General features: G+C 73.6%; 17 protein-coding genes, 1 rRNA gene and 1 pseudogene. 4 read left to right on the top strand and 15 right to left on the bottom strand.

Going from position 1 to position 22,537, the window contains the following annotated elements; translation table 11 throughout:
* The first annotated feature begins 353 nt into the window (after positions 1-353).
* Positions 354-881 (top strand): DUF6790 family protein, encoded by a 528-nt coding sequence (locus tag ACGFRB_RS27655; RefSeq protein ID WP_393246866.1) that lies wholly within the window; start codon positions 354-356, stop codon positions 879-881.
* Between the two features lie 42 nt (positions 882-923).
* Here ACGFRB_RS27655 and ACGFRB_RS27650 read toward each other — a convergent pair whose 3' ends face one another.
* On the bottom strand, positions 924-1,550 hold the full coding sequence (locus tag ACGFRB_RS27650; protein WP_361238853.1) for an NUDIX domain-containing protein: 627 nt from the start codon (positions 1,548-1,550) through the stop codon (positions 924-926).
* A 112-nt stretch (positions 1,551-1,662) separates the two neighbouring features.
* Entirely contained in the window at positions 1,663-3,321 is a 1,659-nt protein-coding gene (locus ACGFRB_RS27645) for a CTP synthase (protein WP_393246864.1), read from the bottom strand.
* A 718-nt stretch (positions 3,322-4,039) separates the two neighbouring features.
* On the opposite strand from ACGFRB_RS27645, the gene ACGFRB_RS27640 reads away from it, so the two are divergent.
* Together ACGFRB_RS27640 and ACGFRB_RS27635 are read left to right on the top strand one after the other, a co-directional pair.
* Entirely contained in the window at positions 4,040-5,842 is a 1,803-nt protein-coding gene (locus ACGFRB_RS27640; RefSeq protein WP_363012250.1) for a glycoside hydrolase family 15 protein, read from the top strand.
* Positions 5,843-6,033: 191 nt separating this feature from the next.
* Positions 6,034-7,656 carry a PucR family transcriptional regulator gene (locus ACGFRB_RS27635; protein WP_393246862.1) on the top strand — a complete coding sequence of 541 codons (1,623 nt, stop codon included), beginning with the start codon at positions 6,034-6,036 and terminating at the stop codon, positions 7,654-7,656.
* 166 nt (positions 7,657-7,822) lie between these two features.
* Here ACGFRB_RS27635 and ACGFRB_RS27630 read toward each other — a convergent pair whose 3' ends face one another.
* The 10 genes from ACGFRB_RS27630 to ACGFRB_RS27585 all read right to left on the bottom strand — a co-directional run bounded on the left by ACGFRB_RS27630 (position 7,823) and on the right by ACGFRB_RS27585 (position 18,590).
* Entirely contained in the window at positions 7,823-8,890 is a 1,068-nt protein-coding gene (locus tag ACGFRB_RS27630) for a glycosyltransferase family 4 protein (RefSeq protein WP_363012248.1), read from the bottom strand.
* 73 nt (positions 8,891-8,963) lie between these two features.
* Positions 8,964-9,827: a hypothetical protein gene (locus ACGFRB_RS27625; protein WP_393246860.1), complete on the bottom strand. Its 864-nt coding sequence runs from the start codon at positions 9,825-9,827 to the stop codon at positions 8,964-8,966.
* A complete protein-coding gene (recN, locus tag ACGFRB_RS27620; protein WP_393246858.1) occupies positions 9,827-11,572 on the bottom strand; it encodes a DNA repair protein RecN in 1,746 nt (581 codons plus the stop codon). The genes ACGFRB_RS27625 and recN overlap by 1 nt, the downstream gene beginning before the upstream one ends.
* Positions 11,573-11,879: 307 nt before the next feature.
* Complete coding sequence (locus ACGFRB_RS27615) at positions 11,880-12,758, bottom strand: NAD kinase (RefSeq protein WP_393247005.1); 879 nt, start codon at positions 12,756-12,758, stop codon at positions 11,880-11,882.
* 116 nt (positions 12,759-12,874) lie between these two features.
* Complete coding sequence (locus ACGFRB_RS27610) at positions 12,875-13,690, bottom strand: TlyA family RNA methyltransferase (RefSeq protein WP_363012243.1); 816 nt, start codon at positions 13,688-13,690, stop codon at positions 12,875-12,877.
* A 7-nt stretch (positions 13,691-13,697) separates the two neighbouring features.
* Positions 13,698-14,048, bottom strand: a complete 351-nt coding sequence (locus tag ACGFRB_RS27605; protein WP_393246856.1) for a hypothetical protein — start codon at positions 14,046-14,048, stop codon at positions 13,698-13,700.
* A gap of 285 nt (positions 14,049-14,333) precedes the next feature.
* On the bottom strand, positions 14,334-15,254 hold the full coding sequence (locus ACGFRB_RS27600; RefSeq protein ID WP_393246854.1) for an ABC transporter ATP-binding protein: 921 nt from the start codon (positions 15,252-15,254) through the stop codon (positions 14,334-14,336).
* Positions 15,251-16,288 carry a FecCD family ABC transporter permease gene (locus ACGFRB_RS27595; protein WP_393246852.1) on the bottom strand — a complete coding sequence of 346 codons (1,038 nt, stop codon included), beginning with the start codon at positions 16,286-16,288 and terminating at the stop codon, positions 15,251-15,253. Before ACGFRB_RS27595 ends, ACGFRB_RS27600 begins: the two co-directional genes overlap by 4 nt.
* Positions 16,285-17,340 (bottom strand): FecCD family ABC transporter permease, encoded by a 1,056-nt coding sequence (locus ACGFRB_RS27590; protein WP_393246850.1) that lies wholly within the window; start codon positions 17,338-17,340, stop codon positions 16,285-16,287. Before ACGFRB_RS27590 ends, ACGFRB_RS27595 begins: the two co-directional genes overlap by 4 nt.
* Before the next feature lie 161 nt (positions 17,341-17,501).
* Positions 17,502-18,590 carry an HAD hydrolase-like protein gene (locus ACGFRB_RS27585; RefSeq protein WP_393246848.1) on the bottom strand — a complete coding sequence of 363 codons (1,089 nt, stop codon included), beginning with the start codon at positions 18,588-18,590 and terminating at the stop codon, positions 17,502-17,504.
* Positions 18,591-18,664: 74 nt separating this feature from the next.
* On the opposite strand from ACGFRB_RS27585, the gene ACGFRB_RS27580 reads away from it, so the two are divergent.
* Positions 18,665-19,954, top strand: a complete 1,290-nt coding sequence (locus tag ACGFRB_RS27580) for a DUF1015 domain-containing protein (protein WP_363012238.1) — start codon at positions 18,665-18,667, stop codon at positions 19,952-19,954.
* A gap of 112 nt (positions 19,955-20,066) precedes the next feature.
* On the opposite strand, the gene ACGFRB_RS27575 is transcribed toward ACGFRB_RS27580, so the two are convergent.
* The 3 genes and pseudogenes from ACGFRB_RS27575 to rrf form a co-directional block, all read right to left on the bottom strand.
* Positions 20,067-20,846, bottom strand: coding sequence for a hypothetical protein (locus ACGFRB_RS27575; protein ID WP_393247003.1), 780 nt, complete (start codon positions 20,844-20,846; stop codon positions 20,067-20,069).
* A gap of 291 nt (positions 20,847-21,137) precedes the next feature.
* Positions 21,138-22,310: pseudogene (locus ACGFRB_RS27570) on the bottom strand (hypothetical protein); the annotation flags it as partial.
* A gap of 136 nt (positions 22,311-22,446) precedes the next feature.
* Positions 22,447-22,537 (bottom strand): 5S ribosomal RNA (rrf, locus tag ACGFRB_RS27565); the annotation flags it as partial.

Below are 22,537 nucleotides of genomic sequence, written 5' to 3'. Positions count from 1 at the left end.
GCCACGCTCCCGTCCACCTGGGCACCACTGCCCGCGGGGGCTCCGCACGGGCGATCCCGAGCGTAGTTCAGCCCAGGTGGTGGACCGGGCGGAGCGCGGCGGGTGGATCCCTCAATCGGATCAGCAGATTGTCAGACTGGTGTGGAGTGAAGGACCGCGTCCGTACGGCCGTATGGACAGGGCCGGACGGAGGGCACCGGCGTCACCCGGGACCGGGAACGGCGCGGGAGCGGGCTGGGGCTGGGACTGAGGCGGGGGCCGGGTCGCGCGGCTTGGTCTCCTGGACCCGCCGGCTCTCCGGGCCTGGACTCTCTGGACTCTCGGCGAGCGGGGATACGGCGCACACTCGGGTCATGGGCCACTTCCCCTATGCCGTGCAGACGACCTTCCCGCTGCTCTTCATGGTCGTGCCCGCTCTCGGAGCGATGCTGAGCTGCCGCCGCCGCGGCCCGGGCCGGCCGGCGGCCGAGATCTGGCAGCGCTGGTGGGCCGTGGGCGCCCTTGGGTTCGGAAGCCTGTGGATCACCGTCTCGTTCCTGGCGGACCCCGAGGGCATGGCCGACGCCATCGGCTTCGCCCACTCGCCGTTCCAGTTCGAGATCGCCTTCGCCAACCTCGGCCTCGCCGTACTGGGTTTCCGCGGCGCGTCGGCCTCGCCCCGCGAGCGTCTCACCAGCGGCCTCGCGGCTGCCGCGTTCCTGTGGGGAGCCGCGATCGGTCACGTCCACCAATGGTTCGCCCACGGCGACCACGCCCCCGGGAACACCGGCGGCATCCTGGCGGCCGACATCCTCGTCCCCGCCGTCATGATCGCCCTCGCCGCCCGGGACATCCACCGCACGGGCACGGGCCGCGGTCGCACCGCGGGCCCGGCCGCCTGACCTCCGCCGCCCCGCCGGGGAGTCTGTGCTCCCCGGGCCGTCCTACGCCTCGAAGGGCCGGGCCGGCCAGGGCGCGTCCGCCGGGCGCAGCGAGTCGAGCGCCCCGGCCGCGCGGGCGGCCGACAAGGAGAGGACACCGACGACCAGACAGTTGTTGTGCAGCTCGCCGGCGAGGACGCCGCGGACCAGGTCCGCGAGGGGCACGCGCGCGTACTCCAGATCGGCCTCCTCCTCGGAGACCTCGAAGCGCTCGCCCTCCGCCTCCGACAGCCCGCGGGCCAGGAAGATCCGTACGGCCTCGTCGCAGCCGCCGGGGGTGGTGTAGACGTCGGTGAGGACCCGCCAGTCCTCGGCCTTGACGTGGGCCTCCTCGTACAGCTCGCGCTGCGCGGCGTGCAGCGGGTTCTCGCCGGGCACGTCGAGCAGACCCGCCGGGATCTCCCACAGCTTCTGCCGCACCGGGTGCCGGTACTGCTTGAGCAGCAGGACCCGGTCCTGCTCGTCGAGGGCGAGGACCGCGACGGAACCGGGGTGCACCTGGTAGTCGCGGCGGGCGACCGTGCCGTCCGGCATGATCACGTCGTCCGTGCGGACACTCGTCTTGTTGCCGGTGAACGGGGTGGTGGTGGCGGTGATCCGCCACTCCTCCGGGGTGTCCTGCACCTGCATCGGTCGTCCTTCCAGATGTCCGCGGTGGGCGTGGCCTGCCGCCCGCGTATACGAAAGCCGGGGCGCGGATCCCGTGAAGGACCCGCACCCCGGCAACGTTAATACCGGACCGCTACTGCGCCGGCTTGCCCGTCTTGCGCTCGACGGCCGCCTTCACCAGCCCCGCGAAGAGCGGGTGCGGGCGGGTCGGGCGGGACTTGAGCTCCGGGTGCGCCTGGGTGGCGACCAGGTAGGGGTGGATGTCGCGCGGGTACTCGACGAACTCCACGAGCTTGTTGTCCGGGGAGGTGCCGGAGAAGACCAGACCGGCCTTCTTCTCCAGCTCCGCGCGGTACGCGTTGTTCACCTCGTAGCGGTGACGGTGGCGCTCCTCGACGTACGGCTCGTCGGCGTAGGCCTCGCGCACGACCGAACCCTCGGCGAGCTTCGCCGGGTACAGGCCGAGACGCATGGTGCCGCCCAGGTCGCCCGCGCCCTCGACGTACGCCAGCTGCTCCTCCATCGTCGAGACGACGGGGTGCGCGGTGGCCGGGTCGAACTCGGTGGAGTTGGCGTCCGGGATGTCGGCCAGGTTGCGCGCGGCCTCGATGACGATGCACTGGAGGCCGAGGCAGATGCCGAGCAGCGGGACCTTGTTCTCACGGGCGTAGCGGATCGCGCCGACCTTGCCGGCCACACCGCGGTCGCCGAAGCCGCCGGGGATCAGGATGCCGTCGGCGTCGCCGAGGTGCTTCTCGGCGTCGGTCGGGGTCTTGCAGTCGTCGGAGGTGACCCACTTGACCTTGACCCGGGCGCGGTTGGCGAAGCCGCCGGCGCGCATGGCCTCGGTGACCGACAGGTAGGCGTCGGGCAGGTCGATGTACTTGCCGACGAGCGCGACGGTGACCTCGTGCTCCGGGTTGTGGACGCGGTCCAGGAGGTCCTCCCAGACGGACCAGTCCACGTCACGGAACGGCAGGTCGAGCTTGCGGACGACATAGGCGTCCAGGCCCTCGGCGTGCAGCACCTTCGGGATGTCGTAGATCGACTTGGCGTCGATCGCGGCGACGACCGCGGCCTCGTCGACGTCGCACATCAGCGAGATCTTGCGCTTGATGGCGGTCGGGACCTCGCGGTCGGCGCGCAGCACGATGGCGTCCGGCTGGATGCCGATGTTGCGCAGGGCGGCGACCGAGTGCTGGGTCGGCTTGGTCTTCAGCTCGCCGGAGGGGCCGATGTAGGGCAGCAGCGAGATGTGCACGACGAAGACGTTGTCGCGGCCGACCTCGTGACGGACCTGGCGGACGGTCTCCAGGAACGGCAGCGACTCGATGTCGCCGACCGTGCCGCCGACCTCGGTGATGACGACGTCGACGTCGTCGGTCGCCATGCGGCGGATCCGGGACTTGATCTCGTTGGTGATGTGCGGGATGACCTGCACGGTGTCACCGAGGTACTCGCCGCGCCGCTCCTTGGCGATGACCTGCGAGTAGACCTGGCCGGTGGTGACGTTGGCCGAGCCGTCGAGGTCGACGTCGAGGAAGCGCTCGTAGTGGCCGATGTCCAGGTCGGTCTCGGCGCCGTCGTTCGTGACGAACACCTCACCGTGCTGGAAGGGGTTCATCGTGCCCGGGTCGACGTTGAGGTAGGGGTCGAGCTTCTGCATCGTGACCCGCAGACCGCGGGCCTTGAGGAGCGCGCCCAGGCTCGATGCGGTCAGGCCCTTGCCGAGGGAGGAGGCGACACCCCCGGTGACGAAGATGTGCTTGGTCGTCGTGGTTTTGGGCGGCATCGCCAAGAGGGGGCTCCCGTGGTCGCGTTCTGGAGGGTGCGTACCGGCGTTCGCTCCGGAAGGATTCCGGGGTCGCCGTCGCTGCGGTTTCGGTGTCCTCGGCTCTCGCCGTCAACCACCGGTCCACGGGGTACCAGGGTATCAGCGACATCGGGAGACCGCTTCCGGCCACACGCGGGAGCGGGGCGCGCGAGGGCCGCCGCGGGCCGGGGTGCGGGCGCCGCCGGGGCGCGGTACTGCTGCTTTACGGGCTCCGGAACCGCATGAAAACGGAATGAAACCACCGCGGTGCGGGCACGCGGACGGAAGCGGCGGGGGCGGGGCCACCGCCCGGCCGGCGCGGCGGACGGGCGCCGGGGGACCTCCGTCACACGTCCCCGCTCGCCGCTCCTCGCCGGTTCCCGCCCATCCCCGTCCGGTTCCCTCAGTCAAGACCGTTCACCCGATCGGAGCAGTCTTCGTGATCGTCCCGGTATCCCGTTCCCCCGGCCTCCCCGGTCGCCGGCACCGCCATATCCTGCTCGGAAACCCACCACCGGGCCCGGCGGGCCGCGCGCCGCCCCGGCTCCTTCCCCGGAACGCCGCCTGGGCGGTGCCTCCAATCTGGTAATCAAGACCCGTCAACGGTCCCTTGACCGCCGACCCGCCGTCTGACCTGTCGTCGTCGCCCCGTGCCGCGGGGCGGCGGAGGTGGCCGTTCTGTCTGGAGTGAAAGCACGTGGCCGGGCGCATCGAGGATTACGCACTCATCGGAGACATGCAGACCGCCGCCCTGGTCTGCCGGGATGGCAGTGTCGACTGGCTCTGCCTGCCCCGCTTCGATTCGCACGCCGTCTTCGCCGGGCTGCTCGGCACCGAGGAGCACGGGTTCTGGCGGATCGGCCCGGCGGGCGCCGAGGGGACGCCCCCCGCCCCCGCCGACCGGCGCCGCTACCGGGGCGACTCGCTCATCCTGGAATCGGAGTGGGACACCCCGCGCGGCACCGTCCGGGTGACCGACTTCATGCCGCCGCGCTCGGGCGCCCCGCAGCTGATCCGGGTCGTCGAGGGGGTCAGCGGCCGGGTGCCGGTGCGTTCCTCGCTGCGGATGCGGTTCAGCTACGGGCGGGTGGTGCCGTGGGTGCACAAGGTCGGCGACCGTACGGTGGCCGTCGCCGGGCCCGACTCGGTCTGGTTCGACACGGAGGCCGAGACCCACGGCCGCGACCTCACCACGTACTCGGACTTCACGCTCACCCCGGGCGAGAAGATCGCCTTCACCCTCTCCTGGCAGCCCTCGCACCTTCAGGCGCCGTCGCTGCCGGACCCGGACGGCTCGCTGGAGGCGACCGCCGAGTTCTGGGACGAGTGGGTCGCGCAGTGCACGTACCACGGCCCCTACCGGGAGGCGGTGGTCCGCTCGCTGATCACGCTGAAGGCGCTCACGTACGCGCCGACCGGCGGCATCGTCGCCGCGCCGACCACCTCCCTGCCGGAGGAGATCGGCGGCGTCCGCAACTGGGACTACCGCTACACCTGGCTGCGGGACGCGGCGATCACCCTCTCCTCCATGCTGCGCACCGGCTACCGCGAGGAGGCCCGTGCCTGGCGGGACTGGCTGCTGCGCGCGGTCGCGGGCGACCCGGAGAACCTCCAGATCATGTACGGGATCGCCGGTGAGCGGGAGCTCGGCGAGGCGGAGCTGGACTGGCTGCCGGGGTACGAGAACTCCGGCCCGGTCCGGATCGGCAACGGCGCGGCCGACCAGCTCCAGCTCGATGTGTACGGCGAGGTCACCGAGGCCCTGCACCTGGCGCACATGACCGGGCTGTCCCGCAACGACTACGCCTCCACGCTCCAGGTCCGGCTGATCAAGTACCTGGAGACCCACTGGAACGAGCCCGACGAGGGCATCTGGGAGGTCCGCGGCCCGCGCCGCCACTTCACGCACTCCAAGGTGATGGCCTGGGTGGCGGTGGACCGCACGATCAAGCTGATCGAGTCGGGCGACGCCGAGGGACCACTGGAGCGCTGGCGCGCGCTGCGCGACGAGATCCACCGGGACGTCTGCGAGAAGGGCTACGACCCGGAGCGCAACACCTTCACCCAGTCGTACGGCTCGCGGGAGCTCGACGCCTCGCTGCTGCTGATCCCGCAGATGGGCTTCCTGCCGCCGGACGACAAGCGGGTCATCGGCACGATCGAGGCGATCCAGCGCGAGCTCGCCACGGAGGACGGCTTCGTCCTGCGCTACCCGACCGCCGGCGCGGAGGCGGGCGTGGACGGTCTGGAGGGCGACGAGGGCGCGTTCCTCGCCTGCTCGTTCTGGCTGGCCGACGACCTGGCGATGATCGGCCGGGTCGACGAGGCCCGCAAGCTCTTCGAACGGCTGCTGGCGCTCCGCAACGACCTGGGCCTGCTCGCGGAGGAGTGGGACGCCCGCCTCCAGCGCCAGGTGGGCAACTTCCCCCAGGCCTTCAGCCACGTCCCGCTGATCGACACGGCCCTGCGGCTGACGGCTTCGGGGGCGTACGGGGGCTGACCGGCGTGGGGGTCCGGGGGTGGGGGGCCTGGCACGGGGGCACGCGTCCGGCCCCCGGCCGTGCCTCTTCCGGCACCCGTTACCACCGTCGGGCGCGGGTCGGAAGCGTGGCGGACCCGCGCCTGACCTGGGCATGTCGAGACGATTCCGAGACGTGACGCGGAAGCGAACCACAGGTAGCGTCCGGCTCCATGGACAGTCAGGGCGGGATCACCGTGCAGCGGGCGCTGGAGCTGCCCGGGCTGCGCGGTGGGCTTCCGGAGGTCGTGGCGGGCGCCGACCGGCTGCACCGTACGGTGCGCTGGGTGCACGCGGGCGAGACGCCGAACATCGCCTCGCTGCTCAAGGGCGGCGAACTGCTGCTCACCACCGGGCTCGGGCTCGGCACCCGGCCGGCCGAGCAGCGGGCGTTCGTGCGGCGGCTCGCGGAGCGGGGCATCGCCGCGCTCGTGGTGGAGCTGGGGTCGCGGTTCACCCGGCTGCCGGCCACCGTCGTGGAGGCGGCCAGGACGGCCGGACTGCCCCTGGTCCAGCTGCACCGCGAGGTGGCCTTCGTCGTCGTGACGGAGGAGATCCACACCGAGATCGTCAATGGCCACTACGCCCTGCTGCGCCGGGCCGGGGAGGTCCACCGCACCTGCACCAAGGCGCTGCTCGACGGCGGCGGGGTGCCGCAGGTGCTGCGGATCCTCGCGGACTTCTCGCTCAATCCGGTGTTCCTGGAGACTCCGGACGGCCAGTTGCTGTACGCGGCGGGCACCGGATCCGCGCCCGCCGACCCGCTCCAGGTGTGGGAGGGGCTGCGCGGCCAGCGGGCGGCGCGCGAGTCCGGGCCGCCGACGGGCGCGGTCCTCGTGGACGTGCCGGGCGGCGGGCCGGGGGCGTCCTCCGTACGCGCCCGGCTGGTGCTGCTCGCCGTCTCCTCCCCCCTGACACCGCTGCACCGGATGGCGGCCGAGCGGGCCGCCGGGCTGCTCGCCGTCGTCCTCATGCAGGCCCGGCAGGAGGAGGAGCTGGCGGCGCGCGGCCGGGGCGACTTCCTGACCGACCTCGCCGAGGGCCGGGTCACGGCCGAGAACGCCCCCGCCCAGGCCCGGGTGCTGGGCTTCCGGCCCGGCGACGGCCCGCTGCTGCCGGTCGTGATGCGGCTCGCCCCGGAACTCGCCGCCTCGGGCAACTGGGCGCTGCTCGCCCGCGCCGTCCTGGAGGAGCTCGGGGCCGTCGGGGTGCCGGTGCTGCTCGGGGTGCGTCCGGTGGAGGGCCGGGTGCCGCTGCTGCTCGGGCTGCGCGCCGAGTCGGAACGTACGGCGGTCGCGGACCGGGTCGCGGCGGCGCTGCGCGCCGGGGTCGAGCGGGCCGGTCTCGAACGCGCGGGCGTCGCCCCGCCGGTCGTCGTGGTGGGTGTCGCGGGCGGCTGGGCGGCGGCCTCGGCGGGGCTGCGGCACGCGGCCGAGACGGCGACGGCGGCCCAGGGCCTGTCGGACCGGCCGTGGTACGACGCCCGGCGCCTGGACACCGACCTGCTGCTGTGGCGGCTGCGGGACCACCCGGACCTCGCCGCCTTCGTGGACCGCGCGATCGGCCCGCTGCGCGACCACGACCGCACCTCGCGGCCGCCGCTGCTGCCCACCCTGGAGACGTATCTGGCGCACGCGGGCCGCAAGGCCGAGACCGCCCGCGAGCTGCATCTCAACCGTCAGACCCTCTACAACCGCCTGGCCCGGATCTCCGAACTCCTCGGCACGGACCTGGACGACCCGCAGACGGTGCTGGCCCTCAGCCTGGCGCTGCGGGCCAGACGGCACACGAACTGACGGAGAAGTCGTCCCCGGGCCCCGGTCCCGCCGCGCGGCACCGGAGGCCGGGCCCGGCCCACGGGCCGCCCGGGCCGGTGCGGGCCCCCGGGCCTTCGTACGGAGCACCGGCCCTCGTACAGCGCGCGAACCCGCGTACGGCACAGACCCGCGTACGGCGCGGGCCTCAGCGCCCGGTCAGCTCGTCGTACACGCTCAGGACGTGCGCGATCGTCTCGTCCTCCGTCGGCCAGCCGCGCGCCTGGACGCGCCCCGCCGCCGCCAGGTCGAGCCGCCGGTCGGCGTCGTCCAGGAGCGCGCGAACGGTGTCGGCGAGTGCCTCGCAGTCCCCGTACGGGACGAGTTCGGCCGCGTCGCCCACCAGCTCGGGGACACCGCCGACGGCCGTGGCGACCAGCGGCACCCCGAGCCGCAGCGCCTCCTGGGCGAGCAGCGAGCGGGCCTCCCAGCGGGACGGCAGGACGGCGACATCGGCGGCGGCGAGGAGTTCGGCGATGTCGTCACGGCGCCCGAGGAGCCGGACGGGGAGGTCCTCCGTCTCGATCCGCCGCTGCAGCCCGGCCCGTTCGGGACCCTCCCCCGCGATGGCGAGGAGCGGCATCGGGTCCAGGTCCCGCCACAGCCGGGCCGCGTCGAGCAGTGTCCGGTAGCCGCGCCCGGGCCGCAGCGCACCGACCGCGATCAGCAACGGCCGCTCCACGGCGCCGAGTTCGGCCCGCGCCCGGCCGTCGCGCAGACAGACCGGGGCGTGCGCGGCCGGTATGGTCACCGGCGCGAGCCGGGCGTCGCGGGCGCCGCGCCGCCGGGCCCGGTCGACGAGTTCGGAGGAGGTGCCGAGCACGACGGCCGCCGCGCGTACGGTCCTTCGTTCCAGGATCCGTACGAGACCGGCGCGGGCTCCCTCGGCCTGGCCGCGGGTGTGCCAGGTGGTCACCAGCGGGGTGCCGGGCTCGGGGCCGCCGGACAGCGCGAGCGCGGCCCGCACCGAGGCGTTGAGGCCGTGCGCGTGCACGACGTCGGCGCCGATGCAGGCGTTGCGCAGGGCCGCCACGCTCGGCACCGGGACGACGTCGGCGCCGGCGCCCAGGAAGTCGTAGACATGGTCGAGTCCGGGCGGCGCGCACACGGTCACCCGCACGCCCCGCGCCACCAGCCCCGAGGCAAGTGATCTGACGTGCGCGCCACTTCCCGCGCTGCCACCGCCCAGCACTTGGACCGTACGGAGCTGAGTCACGCGCTCAAGGATGCCAGCCCGTACGCGCGTTCCGGCACCGAAGAGGCGGTCTGGCCCTGTCCACGGCCGTAACTCAGACCCCGGATTCACTCACACGAGTGAGATCGAGCGTGCGTGCGACCTCGCTGACCCGGTCCCCGTACGCCGCCGCCACAACCAGACCGGCCGCGTGCGCGGCGAGCCCGAACCGCCCGTTGGCCGAGGCGATCGCGGTGCCCAGGGCGGCCCCGAGCGCGTGCGCGCCCATGTCCCCGAGCATCTCGCGCCCGGCGAGGTCGTCGGCGAGGACCGCGGCAGCGGCTCCCATCGGCGCGGCGGCGAGCGAGCCGCGCAGCAGACCCGGCGCGCCCAGCCCGAGGACCAGCAGGCCCGCCCGCCCCGGACGGACGTCGACCAGATTGACCAGATGCGCGGTGCCCGCGACGACGACCCCGGCGAGGACCTTGTCCACCGGCCGGTCCTTGAGCAGCGCTCCGGCCACCAGCCCGGCGGCGCCGACACCGAGCAGCTTGACGGCCCCGCTCGTCACCTCGCCGCCCCGCAGCGCCGACAGATGCGCCCGGAAACCGCGCCGTTCGTCACCGCGCAGATCGTCGTACCGTCCACAGACGGCCCCGGCGGCGGTGGCGAGCACGGCGGGCGCCACCGGGAGGGCGGCGAGGGCCGTGCCGCCGGCCGCGGCGGCGCCGGCCAGCGCGGAGACGGTGCGGCCGGCGTGGTTGACGTGCTCCCAGCTCGCCGGGGCACCCGGCGGCCGAGGGCTCATCGCCCGGTGCGCGGCGCGGGTCGCGGCGAACGCGGTGACGAAGCGGGCGGCCCGCCCCGCACCGGAGAGCCGTGTCGAGAGCCGCGCCGCGAGGCCCGCCGAGAGGCCTGTCGCGATTGGTGTCGTGAGTCCCGTCGAGAGCGGTGTCGTGAGGTCCGTCGTGAGCCGCATCAGGCGTCCGCCGTCCGGGCCGTGGCGAGCAGTTCCTCGGCGTGCGCCCGCGCGGTCTCCGAGTCCTCCTGCCCGGCGAGCATCCGGGACAGTTCGCGCACCCGGTCCTCGCCCTCCAGGACGGTGACACCGGAGCGGGTGACCGAGCCGTCGTGGGTCTTCTCGACGAGCAGCTGGCGGTCGGCGAAGGCCGCCACCTGCGGAAGGTGGGTGACGACGACGACCTGCGCGGTCTTCGCCAGCTTGGCGAGCCGGCGGCCGATCTCGACCGCCGCCTTGCCGCCGACGCCCGCGTCGACCTCGTCGAAGAGATACGTCGGCACCGGGTCCGTCCCGGCGAAGACGACCTCGACCGCCAGCATCACCCGGGACAGCTCGCCCCCCGAGGCGCCCTTGGCGATCGGGCGAGGCGGGGCGCCCGGGTGCGGGGCGAGGAGCAGTTCGACCTCGTCGGCGCCGGACGGCCCGTAGGCGACCCGGCGGCCGCCCACCTCGACGCCCTCGGGGTCCTCGGTCTGCCCGATGGCGAAGGAGACCCGCGCGTGCGGCATGGCGAGCGAGGCCAGTTCGGCGGTGACGGCCTCGGCGAACCGTTCGGCCGCCTCCGTCCGCGCGTCGGTGAGGAGCTGGGCGAGTACGGACAACTCGTCGCGCAGCCGGTCGCGCTCGGCGGTCAGCTCGCCGATCCGCTCGTCGTCGCCGTCGAGTTCGGTGAGCCGGGACGCGCTCTGCTCCGCCCAGGCGAGGACGGCGGCGATGTCCTCGCCGTACTTGCGGGTGAGCTGGGTGAGCACCGCGCGCCGTTCCTCGACGGCGGCGAGCCGGCGCGGGTCGGCGTCCAGATCGTCGGCGTATCCGGCGAGTTCACCGGCCACGTCGGCGAGCAGGATGGAGATCTCGCCCATCCGCTCGGCGAGCGCGTCGAGCGCCGGGTCGTGCGACCGTACGGCTTCCAGGGCCCGGCCGGCGCCCGCGACGAGCGTCGTGGCGTCCACGGCCTCGGGGTCCTCGGGCTGCCCGGCGAGCGCGGCGTGCGCGAGGGCCGCGGCCGAGGCCAGGGCCTCGGCGTGGCCGAGCCGCTCCGCCTCGGCGGCCAGCTCGGCGTCCTCCCCGGCGCGCGGCTCCACCGCCTCGATCTCGCCGAGGCCGAAGCGCAGCAGATCGGCCTCCTGAGCCCGCTCCCGGGCCCGGGTGGTGATCTCGTCCAGTTCGGTGGTGACGGCCCGCAGCCGCCGGTACGCCACGCCGTACGCGGCCAGCGGTCCGGCGACCGCCTCGCCCGCGTACCGGTCGAGCGCGCCACGCTGCCGGGCGGGCTTGAGCAGGCCCTGCTGATCGGTCTGGCCGTGGACGGCGACGAGTTCGTCGGCGAGTTCGGCCAGCAGCCCGACGGGCACGGTCCGGCCGCCGAGATGGGCGCGGGAGCGGCCTTCGGCGGAGACGGTACGGGTGACGAGGAGCGCGCCCTCGTCCAGCGCGGCGCCCGCCTCCTCGGCGCGCACGGCGGCCTGCGCGCCCGGGGGCAGCGCGATGCGGCCCTCGACGACGGCGGCCCCGGCGCCGATCCGCACCAGGGCCGGGTCGGCGCGCCCGCCGAGCAACAGCCCCAGGCTGGTCACCACCATGGTCTTGCCCGCACCGGTCTCTCCCGTCACCGCGGTGAAACCGGGCGACAGCTCGACAACCGCGTCGTCGATGACTCCGAGTGACCGTATCCGCATCTCCTCCAGCACGTCCCCGACCATACGAGGTTTTCCCACCCCGGTGCCACGCAGCCCCGCCCCGGCGGTGAAACCGCAGGTGGGCGGGGCGGAGGTGGGCCGCGAATACGTGGAGCCGGATTGACCGGCTCCACCGGAACGAAAGGTTCCGGCGGAGCCGGGGGCCGGGCGGACCGGAAGGTCGCGGCGGAATGGCGGATTCCGGCCAGGTAACGGACCGGGCCGGACCGGGAAGCCGCCACGGAACAGCGGCTTCCCGGTCCGCGTCGGCAGGGCGCACAGCCCCGCCGCCCAGACCCCGCCCGGAAAAACCGGCCGAGACCGGCCGAGGTCAGCGGGGCGCGCCGCCCCGCCAGCCGGAGACCGGCAGCGCGAACTTCGCCACCAGCCGGTCGGTGAAGGAGGCATGGTGCAGCCGGGCCAACCGGACCGGGACGGCACCGCGCCGGACCTCGACCCGGGCTCCGGCCGGGAGTTCGACCGTACGGCGGCCGTCGCACCACAGCACACCGTGCGGGGTGTGCGGTTCGACCTCGACCGCGAGCACCGATTCGGGGGTGGTGACGAGCGGCTTGGCGAACAGGGCGTGCGCCCCGATCGGCACCATGAGCAGCGCCTCGACCTCGGGCCAGATCACCGGCCCGCCGGCCGAGAAGGCGTACGCGGTCGACCCGGTCGGCGTCGCGCAGATCACCCCGTCGCAGCCGAAGCCGGTCACCGGCCGGCCGTCGATGGCGAGGACGACCTCCAGCATCCGCTCCGGGGACACCTTCTGTACGGCGGCCTCGTTGAGCGCCCAGTCGCGGTGCAGCACGTCGCCGTTCTGGAAGACGGCCACGTCGAGGGTCATCCGCTCCTCGACCTCGTACGCCCGGGTGACGACCCGGTCGACGACCTTGTCGAGGTCGTCGCGCTCGGCCTCGGCGAGGAAACCGACCCGGCCCAGGTTGACGCCGAGCATCGGCACGCCCGAGGCGCGGGAGAGTTCGGCGCCGCGCAACAGGGTGCCGTCGCCGCCGAGGACGACGAGGAGTTCGCAGCCGTCGAGCGCGTCGGGGCAGCCCTCCGGCACCCTCTCGACGGACGGCGGCAGCGGCAGATCGGCGGCCTCCGCCTCCAGCACGCGGACCCCGATGCCGCAGCGCAGCAGGCCGAGGACGACGAGTTCGGCGCTGCGCACGGCGGCCGGGCGGCCGGTGTGCGCGAGCAGGAAGACGGTACGGCCGTGCGGCTCGCCGCGCTCCCGGCCGTCGTCAGGGACGTCATCGGTGTCAGGGACGCATGCGGTGTCAGGGGTGTATTCGGTGGATGTGCTCGAGGGTGTGGTCAACGAGGTCCTTCCGCCACGGCGCGGTCGACGTCCGCCGGATCGAGGGCGGGCCCCCCGGCCCGCAGCCACAGAAAGTACTCGACGTTGCCGGACGGGCCGGGCAGCGGGCTGGCGGTGACGCCGAGGACACCGAGCCCGAGTTCGCCGGCCTGCCGGGCGACGTTCTTCACGGCGTCGGCGCGCAGCTCGGCGCTGCGCACGACCCCGCCGGTGCCGAGCCGTTCCTTGCCGACCTCGAACTGCGGCTTGACCATGAGGACCAGGTCGGCGTCGGGCGCGGTGCAGGCGACCAGCGCGGGCAGCACGAGACCGAGCGGGATGAAGGAGAGATCGCCGACGACGAGGTCGGCGGGCACGCCGTCGATGTCGTCGAGGGTCATCTCGCGCACATTGGTGCGGTCCTTGACGACGACCCGCTCGTCGCTCTGCAGCGACCAGGCCAGCTGCCCGTAGCCGACGTCGACGGCGACGACCTGGGCGGCGCCCGCGCGCAGCAGCACGTCGGTGAAGCCGCCGGTGGAGGCGCCCGCGTCAAGCGCGCGCCGGCCTTCGACGACGAGGCCCAGCGGCACGAACGCCGCGAAGGCGCCGGCCAGCTTGTGGCCGCCGCGCGAGACGTAGTCGGGGTCGTTGTCGTCGCCGGCGACGACGATGGCCGCCGCGGTCTCGACCTGGGTGGCGGGCTTGGTGGCGACGGTCTTGCCGACGGTCACCCGGCCTGCGGCGATCAGCTGGCTGGCGTGCTCGCGCGAGCGCGCGAGCTTGCGCCGTACCAGCTCGGCGTCCAGACGGCGGCGTGCCGGTCCTGCCACGTTCGGTTCAGCTCCTGTTGTCGTACGGACGGGGTGGTGCGGGGGCCCGCGGTGCGTCGAGCGCGGTCAGCTCGGCGCGCAGGCTCCGGTGTACATCCTCGTACACGCCGAGGTGTCCGTCCGCCGTGAGGTGGTCCGCGGCGGCGAGCCGGTCGAGGAGCGCGTCGACGGCGGGCCGCCCGGTGGGGGTCCGTCCGACCCCCAGGGGCGCGGGTCCGGCGGCCTCGTACGGGTCTTCCCGGGGGTCCTCGTGGGGGCCCTCGCCGGGGGCGCCGGCGGCCTCGTCCGGGCCCTCGCCCCGTCCGTCCGGGTGCGCGGGCTCCGCCGGGCGCGGGGCTTCGGGGGTCGCGTCGCTCATGCTCCGACGCTATCGCGAAAGCGCCGGGGTACGGTCGGCGGCGAGGGCGACGATCACGGGGTGCCGCGCGGTACCAAGCAGACTTTCGGACAGTCTTCCCGCACGACCGGTCTTCCCTCGCGGGGGGTACGGCGCGCGGGGCCGCCGCCCTCGACCGCACCCTCGGCTGCCGCCTCACCGAAGAGACCACGTCTCAGGCTCAGGCTCAGGTAAAGGCTCGGACTTTCCGGCTACCGGATCTGCCGGTCCACCAGATCCACTGATGTCCCGACGTACCGAATTCGGTCAGACCTTCAGCTCCGCCCGCGCGCGGCGGGCGGCCGGGACGACGAGCGGGGTACCCGTCTCCGGGTCCTCGATGACCTGGCAGCGCAGCCCGAAGACGTGCTCGACGAGCGCGGCCGTGACGATCTCGCCGGGCGGGCCCTCGGCGACGACCTCGCCGTCCCGGCAGGCGATGAGGTGGGTGGCGTACCGGGCCGCGTGGTTGAGGTCGTGGAGCACCGCGACGAGCGTGCGGCCCTGGGTCTCGTGGAGCTCGGCACACAGGTCGAGGACGTCGATCTGGTGCTGGATGTCGAGGAAGGTCGTCGGCTCGTCGAGCAGCAGCAGCGGGGTCTGCTGGGCCAGGGCCATCGCGATCCAGACCCGCTGGCGCTGGCCGCCGGACAGCTCGTCGACGAACCGTCCGGCCAGCCCGTCGACCCCGGTCGCGGCCATCGACTCCTCGACGATCCGCTCGTCCTCGGGCGACCACTGGCGCAGCAGCCTCTGGTGCGGGTAGCGGCCGCGGGCGACGAGGTCGGCGACGGTGATGCCGTCCGGGGCGAGGGAGGACTGCGGCAGCAGCCCGAGCGTGCGGGCGACCTTCTTCGCGGGCATCGTGTGGATGGCCTGCCCGTCCAGGAGCACCCGCCCCCGCGAAGGCTTCAGCATCCGCGACAGGGCGCGCAGCAGAGTGGACTTGCCGCAGGCGTTGGGGCCGACGATCACGGTGAAGGAACGGTCGGGGATCTCGACGCTCAGGTCGCGGGCGATGACCCGCTGGTCGTACGCGAGCGTGACGCCGTCGGCACGGAGCCGCGCCGCCCCCTGGCCCCGGCCCTGCCCCTGCCCTTGTTCCCGCTCGATCCCGTGCCCGTGCCCGTCCCTGCCCATGGTTGCCTTGCCCTTGTCCTTGCCGTCGACGATGTTCCGGTTGGTCATATGCGTCCCGCCTTCCGTTCGCTGACGAGCAGCCACAGCAGGTAGCAGCCGCCAAGGACACCCGTGACGACACCCACCGGCAGCTGCCGCTCGCCGAAGGCGTGGGCGGCGGTCCAGTCGGCGACGAGCAGCAGGGCCGTTCCCATGCAGGCGGAGGCGGCCAGGTTCGGCCCGGGCGCGCGGGTCAGCCGGCGGGCCAGCTGCGGGGCGCTGAGCGAGACGAAGACGATCGGTCCGGCGGCGGCCGTGGCCACCGCCACGAGCAGTACCGCCGCGCCCATCAGCAGGAGCCGGGTCCGCTCGACCCGTACCCCGAGCGCGTGGGCGGCGTCGTCACCCATCTCCAGCATCCGCAGCGCCCGCCCCTGTCCGAGGAGCAGCGGCAGCAGCACACAGCTGACGCCGAACAGCGGCCAGAACTGGGCCCAGTCGCGCCCGTCGAGCGACCCGGTCATCCACACCACGGCACGGGTCGCGTCGGCGAGCCGCGCCTTGGTGAGGAGGTAGTGGATGACGGCGGTGAGCATCGCGGCGGCGCCGATGCCGACGAGGACGAGCCGGTAGCCGTGCACCCCGCGCTTCCAGGCGAGCAGGTAGATCACGGCGCCGGTGACGAGTCCGCCGACGACCGCGCCGCCGGCCGCCGCCCACGCGCTGCCCTGGAAGAGGACGATGACGGTGAGCGCGCCGACGGTGGAGCCCTGGCCGAAACCGATCACGTCGGGGCTGCCGAGCGGGTTGCGGGAGAGGGACTGGAAGACGGCGCCGCCGATGCCGAGCGCGGCGCCGGTGAAGACGGCGACGAGGACGCGCGGCAGCCGCAGTTCCATGACGGCGAACCGCTGTACCTCGGTGCCGCCGCCGAACAGGGTGGCGACCACGTCACGGGGCGCGACCGGGAAGTCGCCGCTTCCGATGAGCACGATCGCGGCGGCCAGGGCGAGGAGGAGCAGGCCGAGCAGGCAGACGAGCGTGCGCGGCGCGTACCGCACGGACAGGCCGCCGGTGCGCGGGCGCAGGGTCTTGGTGGTCACAGCCGGGCCATCCTCTTGCGGCGGACGAGGTGGATGAAGACGGGGCCGCCGAGGAGCGCGGTCATGATGCCGACCTGAAGTTCGGCGGGCCGGGTGACGACCCGTCCGACGACGTCCGCGCCGAGCAGCAGGGCCGGCGAGAGCACGGCGGCGTACGGCAGGATCCACCGCATGTCGGGGCCGGTGAGCGCGCGGACCAGGTACGGGACCATCAGGCCGAGGAAGACGATCGGGCCGCACGCGGCGGTCGCCGCGCCGCACATCAGGGTGACGGCCGCCATGGCGACGATCCGGGTGCGGTTCAGGTTCGCGCCCAGCGCGCGGGCGGTGTCGTCGCCCAGTTCCATGGCGTTCAGGGGCCGCGTGATGAGCAGCGCGAGGGCGGCGCCGACGAGGATGAAGGGGGCGACCCGGACGACGGTGTCCGTGTTGGCGGAGGCCAGCGAGCCGACGGTCCAAAAACGCAGCCGGTCCAGGGCTGCCGAATCGAGCAGCTGTACGGCGTTGACGTAGCCGTACAGGGCGGCGGTGGCCGCGGTCCCGGCGAGCGCGAGGCGTACGGGGGTGGCGCTGCGGCTGCCGCCGAGGAGATACACGACGACGGAGACGACGGCGGCGCCGGCGAACGCGAACCACACATACGCGTCGGCGTCCGTGACGCCGAGGAAGGAGATCGCGGACACGACGGCCGCGGCGGCGCCGGCGTTGACGCCGAGCAGACCGGGCTCGGCGAGCGGATTACGGGTCAGGCCCTGCATGACGGCGCCGGACAGGCCGAGGGCGAGGCCGACGAGCAGGCCGAGGAGGGTGCGCGGGAGGCGGACGTCCCGGATGACGATGTCGTTGCCGGTCCCGGTGGGGTGGAACAGGCCGTGCCAGACATCGGCGAGCGGCACCGGCTTGGCGCCGATCATGACGCTCAGGACGCAGACCAGCAGCAGGACGCCGACGGCCCCGACCAGTCCGGCGGCGCGCAGGGCGGTGCGGCGCGGTGGCGTCGGGGCAGGGGAAACCGGCTCCGCGCTCGTACGGGAGGAACTCTCGACCAACACGAAGTTAGGTTAGCCTACCCTGCATTCACGACGCGGGGGTACGGCCTCCAGATCCATACGTCCGTGCCCATGCACGTCCGTACGTCCGTCCGCCCGCACCCCACCCCGTACGCCAGGCGTCACCCGCCACGCGTCACGCGTCACGCGTCACAGGTCGCGCGTCACGCGAGTCCGAGCCGCTCCAGAGCCTTGCCCGCGTCCAGTCCGCACGCCCCGGCGCCGGCCTCGGTCCACGCGGCGGCGCACAGTGCCCGTACCCCGTCCAGCGGATCCAGGTCCTCGCCCGCGCCATCGAGGAGAAGCACTCCCCCGCCCACCGACGCCGTCCAGCCCCCGCACGCGAACGCCCCGGCCATGCCCTGGGCCTCCGACCCCTGGACCTCCGTCACCCCGGGCTGCGCCGTGAGCAGTCCACGCAGGTCGGCCGCCACGTACGTCGGCCGGTGCTCGGGCACCGCGGCGAGCAGCTGCGCCACGTCCGTCACCCCGGTGAGGACGAGCAGCGAGTCCACCTCCCCGTTGAACGCGCCCTCGATGTCCGTGTCCAGCCGGTCCCCCACCACCAGCGGCCGCTGGGCGCCGGTCCGCAGCACCGTCTCCCGGTGCATCGGCGGCAGCGGCTTGCCCGCCACCCTCGGCTCCGCACCCGTGGCCATCCGGACGACCTCCACCGCCGCGCCGTTGCCCGGCGCGATCCCGCGCGCGCCCGGAATCGTCCGGTCCGTGTTCGACGCGTACCAGGGCAGCCCGCGCCCCACCGCGTAACTCGCCTCCGCGAACCGCGCCCACTGCAACTCGGGCCCGCCGTACCCCTGCACCACCGCGACCGGGTCGTCATCCGCCGACTCCACCGGCACGAGGCCGCGCTCGCGCAGCGCCACCCGCAGCCCCTCGCCGCCGATCAGCAGGATCCGCGAGCCGGGCGGCACCTCGTCGGCGATCAGCCGGGCCACCGCCTGCGCCGAGGTGATCACATCGGCGGGCTCGGACGGCACCCCGAGTTCCGTCAGGTGCGCCGCCACCACGTCCGGGGTGCGCAGGGCGTTGTTGGTGACGTACGCGAGCCGCATCCCGCCGGCCCGGGCCGCGCCCAGGGCCTCCACCGCGTGCGGGACGGCGTTGCCGCCCGCGTAGTACACGACCCCGTCCAGGTCGAGCAGCGCCGTGTCGTACGCCTCGTCGAGGGCGACCGCGCTGCCGCCCGGCCGGTTCCTGTCCCGCCGTCCCCGGCCCTGTCCCGCCATCGTCATGTACTCCTCAAAGTCGTCGTGCGAAATCCCCGCTCTCCCGATCATCGCGCATGCCCACCGCCTACGATGTCGAGATGAACACCTCAGGTCACGCGGCCGACGATGTCCGCGCCCCCGGTCTCCGCCTGAGCCCCTTCCGGGGCCTCAGGTACGTCCCCGAGCGCGTCGGCAGTCTGGCCGCCGTGACCTCCCCGCCGTACGACGTCGTCGTCCGGCCCGACGGGCTGCTGCACCTGGAGTCCGCCGACCCCCACAACATCGTGCGGCTGATCCTTCCGCAGGCCATCACCGCCGGCACCCGGCACCGCAAGGCGGCCGTCACCCTCGACCGCTGGCTCGCCGACGGCATCCTCGCCCCGGACCCCGAGCCCGCCCTGTACGTGTACGAGCAGCGCGGCGACGGTCTGCTCCAGCGCGGTCTGATCGGCGCCCTCGAACTCTCCGACCCGGCCGACGGCATCGTCCTGCCGCACGAGGACGTCATGCCGCACGTCGTCGCCGACCGCGCCGCGCTCATGCGCTCCACCGCCGCCAATCTCGATCCGCTGCTGCTCACCTACCGGGGCGAGGGCGACGGCGCGGGCGCGGTCGTCGACCGGGTCGCCGAGCGCGAGCCCCTGCTCTCCACGACCACCGAGGACGGCTTCCGGCACAGCCTCTGGGCGGTCACCAACCCGGCCGACCTCACCGCCATCGCCACCGAGCTCTCCCGCCACCAGGCCCTCATCGCCGACGGCCACCACCGCTGGGCGACGTATCTGCGGCTGCGCGACGAGCACGGCGCGGCCGGCAACCCCTGGAGCCGCGGCCTGGTGCTGCTCGTCGACACCGCGCGCTATCCGCTGCGGGTCCGCGCCATCCACCGGCTGCTCCAACGGCTGCCGGTGGCCCAGGCCCTGGCCGTGCTCGGCGACGGCTTCCGCGTCACCCGGATCGACGGGCCGCTGTCCGCCGCCCAGGAGGCTCTCGCCGCCGCCACCGCCGAAGGCAACGCCTTCGTCCTCGCCGGCGACGGCGCCTTCCACCTCCTGGACCGGCCCGATCCGGAGCTGCTCGCCCGCACCATCCGCACCGACCGCCCGGAGGCCTGGCGCACCCTGGACGCCACGGTCCTGCACGCCACCCTCCTGGAGCACGTGTGGCACATCCCGGACGACCCGGAGGACATCTCCTACATCCACGACGCGGCCGCCGCCGTCGCCCAGGCCGAACGGCGCGGCGGTACGGCGGTCCTGATGCACCCGGTGAAGGAGGAGGTCGTCCGGGACCTGGCCCGCCAGGGCGTCACGATGCCCCGCAAGTCGACCTCCTTCGGCCCGAAGCCGGCGACGGGCCTGGTGCTGCGGAGCCTGGCACTCGACTGAGCCGGCGAACAGTCCGGAAACGGCGAAGGGCGGCACCCCTGGGGGTGCCGCCCTTCACTCGTTCACGCGCTCACGTGCTCACGCACGCATGCCCCTACGGGACATCAGGCCATCAGGCCTTGTCGGCGTCGTCGGCCTTCTCGGCCTTCTCTGCCTTCACGACCGGCTCGGCGTCGTCCTCGTCCTCGTCGAAGTCGGCGTCAGCGTCCTCGTCGGCGGCCTCGACCACGTCCGCCTGGTCGGCGTCGGTGCCCTGCTCGTCGTCCTCCGAGTCGTCGAGCGCGTCGACGAACTCGACGCCGTCCATCTCGGCGAGCCGGTCGGAGGCGTCCGTGGAGCCGTCCTTGTCGGCCTCCGCCGTCTTCGCGAACCACTCCCGCGCCTCGACCTCACGGCCGGCCGCGAGCAGCGCGTCGGCGTAGGCGTAACGCAGTCGCGCGGTCCACGGGTGGTGGGCGTTGGAGGCGAGTTCGGGGCTCTGCAGGGTCACGATGGCCGCGTCGAGCTGGTCCATGTCCCGGCGGGCACCGGCGGCGACGAGCCGCATCTCGACCTGCCCGGCCTTGTCCAGCTTCTGCACCTCGGGCTCACCGGCCATCGCCAGCGCCCGCTCCGGCCGGCCGAGACCGCGCTCGCAGTCGGCCATGACGGGCCACAGTTCGACACCGCCGGTCATCCGCTTCGCGGCCCGGAACTCGGCCAGCGCCTCGGAGTACTTCTGCGTCGCGTACGCGGCGAAGCCGGCGGCCTCGCGGACGGCGGCGACACGGGAGGCGAGCCGCAGCGCGACACGGGAGTAGTCGTACGCCTTCTCCGGGTCCTCGTCGATGTTCTGGGCGACCATGACCAGGTTGCGGGCGACGTCCTCGGCCAGCGTCTTGGGCAGGCTCATCAGCTCCTGGCGTACGTCCGGGTCGATCTCCTCACCGGTGACCTCCGGGGGGATCGGCAGCCGCTTGACCGGCGGACGGTCGCCGCCACGGTCGGGGCGGTCACCACCGCGGTACGAGGAACGGTCGTCACGGCCTCGGTAGCCGCCGCCACGGTTGTCGTCCCGGCGGTCGTCACGGCCGCGGTAACCGCCGCCACGGTTGTCATCGCGACGGTCGTCGCGACGGAAGCCGCCACCGCGGTTGTCGTCACGACGGTCGTCCCGGCGGAAGCCACCACGGTCGTCCTGACGGTCATCACGACGGAACGACGGACGGTCGTCCCGGCGGAAGCCACCGCCACGGTTGTCGTCACGACGCTCATCGCGACGGAAGCCACCACGGTCGTCCTGACGGTCATCACGACGGAACGGAGGACGGTCGCCACCACGATTGTCATCGCGGCGGAAGCCACCACCGCGGTTGTCACCACGGCTGTCGTCACGACGGAACGGGGGACGGTCGCCACCACGATTGTCATCGCGGCGGAACGACGGACGGTCGTCCCGGCGGAAGCCGCCGCGGTCGTCCTGACGGTCATCACGACGGAACGGGGGGCGCTCGCCACCACGATTGTCGTCACGGCGGAAGCCACCACCGCGGTTGTCACCACGGCTGTCGTCACGACGGAACGGGGGGCGCTCGCCACCACGGCTGTCGCCACCACGGCTGTCATCGCGGCGGAACGGGGGACGGTCGCCACCACGGCTGTCGTCACGGCGGAACGACGGACGGTCGTCCCGGCGGAAGCCACCGCCACGGTTGTCGCCACCACGGTCGTCACGGCGGAAGCCGCCGCGGTCGTCCTGACGGTCGTCACGACGGAACGGCGGACGGTCGCCACCACGGTTGTCATCGCGGCGGAAGCCACCACCGCGGTTGTCACCACGGCTGTCGTCACGACGGAACGGGGGACGGTCGCCACCACGATTGTCATCGCGGCGGAACGACGGACGGTCGTCCCGGCGGAAGCCGCCGCGGTCGTCCTGACGGTCATCACGACGGAACGGCGGACGGTCGCCACCACGGCTGTCGCCGCCACGGAAGCTACCACCGTGGTTGTCACCACGGTTGTCATCACGACGGAACGGGGGGCGCTCGCCACCACGATTGTCATCGCGGCGGAAGCCACCACCGCGGTTGTCACCACGGCTGTCGTCACGACGGAACGGGGGGCGCTCGCCACCACGGCTGTCGCCGCCACGGAAGCCACCGCCACGGTTGTCGTCACGACGGTCGTCGCGACGGAAGCCGCCGCGGTCGTCCTGACGGTCATCGCGACGGAACGGCGGGCGGTCGTCGCGGCCGCCGCGGTAGCCACCGCCACGGTTGTCGTCACGGCGCGGACCACGGAAGCCGCCCCGGTCGCCGCCGTCCCGGTTGCGCGGGTCGCGCTCCGGACGGTGGTCGGGAGAGTTGGTGGACATCGACGTGACTCCTGTCTTCGGGTACTGCAGTCATTCTCGCGCAGCCGGCGCACCGGCGCGCGTTTCAGAATTTCGGGGAAAAACAAAGGACCCCTGGTTCCAGCGTGAACGCTGGGACCAGGGGTCCTGAAAGATTGTTCGGCGGTGTCCTACTCTCCCACAGGGTCCCCCCTGCAGTACCATCGGCGCTGAAAGGCTTAGCTTCCGGGTTCGGAATGTAACCGGGC

This window comes from Streptomyces sp. NPDC048718, assembly GCF_043198875.1.
Lineage (GTDB): Bacteria > Actinomycetota > Actinomycetes > Streptomycetales > Streptomycetaceae > Streptomyces.
Note: the sequence above shows the minus strand (reverse complement) of the source record. Positions and strands in the feature narration are given on the sequence as shown.